Genomic DNA, 3,527 nt, shown 5'->3' with positions numbered 1-3,527 from the left:
ATGTTGAGCCGGGGACCAATTGCCTGTATTTCTCCTGGTTCCCGCCCTCAGGCCTCAGCGCTACCAATATTGCCGACCCGCTGATGAACCCCGCGGTAAGGACACGTTACTTTGTAACGGCCACTACAGAGCACGGCTGCCTGGTCAAAGACTCTATGGATGTGCTGGTGGAAAAGACCGTGATCGATATGCCGAATGCCTTCGCGCCTTCAGGTACCAACAGGGTATTCAAACCGGCAAAACGCGGTATCGCGCAGCTGAAGAGCTTTACCATCTTCAACCGCTGGGGCAATAAGGTATACAGCAGCGCCAATATCGATGAGGGATGGGACGGCACCAAGGATGGCAAGGCGCTGCCCATGGGCGTTTACATCTATACCATCGAAGCCGTGACCGACAGCGGCGAAACCTTTACCCAGCAGGGTAATGTGACCCTCATACGGTAAATATATACCGACAGCAAAAAAAGACCGGTCGTTTTCGACCGGTCTTTTTTTGCCCTTACTATTTATGGGCAAGGAGTATTATGGTTGGAAAAACATTAAATATAGCCGTCCATCTGTGTCCATACTCACTCTTTTGGGTGATCCCATGTCTGTTTTTTTGTTATATTGCGCTATTAATTCTGTTAAAAGCTAACCAATGAATCGCACAAACTACAAAAACGCACTTCCTTTGTTGCTCTTTCTTTTTACCGGGCTATTGGCTTCGGCGAGGGGAAAACACCCTGCAACAGGAGTGATGTTACCTGCCCCAAAGAAAGAAGGTCTGGACTTTATCGAAAATAAAGGCCAATGGAACCCCGAGGCCCGGTACAAAGCCGATATTCCCGGCGGAGCCATGTTCCTGACCAATGAGGGCTTTGTGTTTAACTACGCGAGTGCGATGGATATGGAGCGGATCCACAGGATGTGGCACGATGAAGGTGCTGATGTCAGCCATGAGGTTATTCATCGCCATGCTTACAAAGTAAAATTCGCCGGCGCCAATCTTTCCACACAGTTCAACCCGGAAAGCCGCAGAAGCTATTACCATAACTACCTGATCGGTAACAACAGCGCCAATTGGGCCGGACATGTAGGCCTGTTTGGCAAAGTGATCCATAAAGATATCTACCAGGGTATCGATATGGCAGTGTACTCCAAAGACAACAATGTAAAATACGACTTCATCGTGGCGCCCGGCGCCAATGCCGGCGCCATCGCCATGACATATGAAGGTGTGCAGCCCGAGCTGACCCCTGAAGGCAACCTGAAGATCAAAACTTCGGTGAACGAGGTGATCGAGCAGGCGCCTTATTCTTACCAGGTGATCAATGGCAAGGAAGTCGCTGTTCCTTCCCGCTACAAGCTGAGCAACAGCAAGCTGACCTTTGAGTTCCCTTCCGGCTACGATGCCGGCAAGCCGCTCATTATCGACCCGGTGCTGGTATTCGCTACTTACAGCGGCGGGACCAACAGCAACAACTATAGCTATTGTACTACCTATGATGCCGCAGGTAATCTTTACGCCGGCGCCGATGCCTGGAGCACAGGCTGGCCAACGACCGCCGGCGCCTTCCAGGAGAACTGGGCAGGCGGCGGACACGAAGCAGCGATCAACAAATACAATGCCACGGGCAATGCTCTGATCTACTCCACCTATCTCGGCGGCACCAGCCAGGAATACCCGCATGCGATGAAGGTGAATAACAACAACGAGCTGGTTGTTGTCGGCGGCACCCAGTCGGCCAACTTCCCCACTTCTACCGGCTGCTACGACAACACGCTGTCCGGCACCTGGGACATCTTCGTATCCCATTTGTCTGCCGATGGCAGCACGCTGATGGGCGGCACGCTGATGGGCGGCGCCGGCATCGAATCACAGCAATATACCTTTACCGGCGGTCCTTTTACTGTCGACCTGAACAACAGCTCTACTTCCAGCCCACTGGAGCTTACTTTCGATCCGGCAGGCAATATCTGGGTGGTAGGTAACTCCAATTCTACCGACTTTCCGGTAACTGCCAATGCCCAGCAGGCTACCAATGCCGGTACGGGTACGGTAGATGGCGTCATCTTCAAGCTGGATCCTACCTGCTCCAACCTGCTGTACAGCTCCTATCTCGGTGGCAGTGGCAACGAGGGGCCGACTTCGATTATCTTTAACAGCGCCGGCAACCTGCTGGTAAGCGGGATCACCAACAGCACCAACTTCCCGGGAACTACCGGCGGCTACCAGCCCACCGCTCCGGGCGGCACCTACGACGGATTCGTAGCCCTCATCAACCCCGCTACCGGCGCGCTGATCCAGACCACCTATGTGGGTACCGACAATGTGGACCAGGCCGTAAACCTCCAGGTAGACGCAGGTGATAATGTTTTTGTGCTGGGCAGAACTACCGGTAATTATCCGGTATCGTCCAATGTATGGGTGGGCACAGCAGACGGCGACGTATTTGTCGACAAGCTGAATCCCGGCCTTACCGCATCCCTGCTGTCTACCCGTGTAGGGAATCCGCAATCGGGCTTTAGCAGGTTCTTCCCTTCTGCTTTCCTGGTCGATATCTGCCAGAACATCTATGTGGCGGGCTTTAGCGCCGTGGCCGGTATGCCTTTATCCAACGATGCCTACCAGACGAATACGGCTTCGTTCTGGTTCTGTGCAATGACGCCTAATTTCAGCGACCTGCTGTTCGGGTCTTATTTTGGCGTGAGCGGCGACCACTCCCATATCGGCTCACACCGCCTGGACCCCAACGGCATCGTTTACCACTCTATCTGCCAGGCCACGCCGGCAAACTCTCCAACCCCTTATCCGGGCCCGGACGCCAACAGCTTCTCACAGTTCAAGCAAACCACGGGCCAGGACATCCTTAGCTTCAAGTTCAACTTCGAAGCCTCCGGTGTGAACTCGAACTTCCAGCTGGATCCTGCGGTGAACGCTAACGACTCCGGCTGCGCACCGTATACTGTGCATTTTGTCAACAATTCTGTTGCTGCAGCAAATTACACCTGGGATTTCGGTGATGGCAGCCCCACCACCAATGTAGCAGCGCCTACGCATACCTTTACCACACCCGGCGTCTATACCATCTCCCTGCATGCCAATAACGATACATCCTGCATTACGGACGACACGGCTTACATGACCGTTACCATATTGCATACTGAGCTGCCTGATATCGTGGTGAAAGATACTACTGTCTGCAGCTTCCAGCAGGCGATCGACATCGGGGTTACGATCAACAATCCGTCTCCGAACAATATTATCCAGTGGGGACCCGCTACCGGTATTCTAAGCCCCTCCAACCAGGCTACCATTACCGTTGATCCTACCGTAAACAACCAGTATTGGGTAACGGTGAAAGATACCATACCCGGCATCTGCGGCTTCTCATCGACGGATACGGTCCATATCGATCTTTCGCCCAGGGTCCTGGATATCATCACTAACGATACTGTCGTCTGCGAGGGTGCTGTCGTGCCCATTGTCGCCATCGGGACTAGCGGATACAGCTACCATTGGTCGCCGGCCACCGGTGTCAG

2 protein-coding genes are annotated in these 3,527 nt (G+C 53.6%); both read left to right on the top strand.

The annotated features are described in order from the left end of the window. Positions 1-446: gliding motility-associated C-terminal domain-containing protein (locus DZC79_RS20915; RefSeq protein ID WP_157977329.1), on the top strand; the 446-nt coding region annotated here is incomplete at its 5' end. Positions 447-642: 196 nt separating this feature from the next. Then, a partial coding sequence (locus DZC79_RS20910) for a DUF7948 domain-containing protein (RefSeq protein WP_157977328.1) occupies positions 643-3,527 on the top strand: 2,885 nt, incomplete at its 3' end.

The organism is Taibaiella helva (genome assembly GCF_003545695.1).
Classification (GTDB): Bacteria; Bacteroidota; Bacteroidia; order Chitinophagales; family Chitinophagaceae; genus Taibaiella; species Taibaiella helva.
This window is presented reverse-complemented; position numbering and strand designations above follow the sequence as displayed.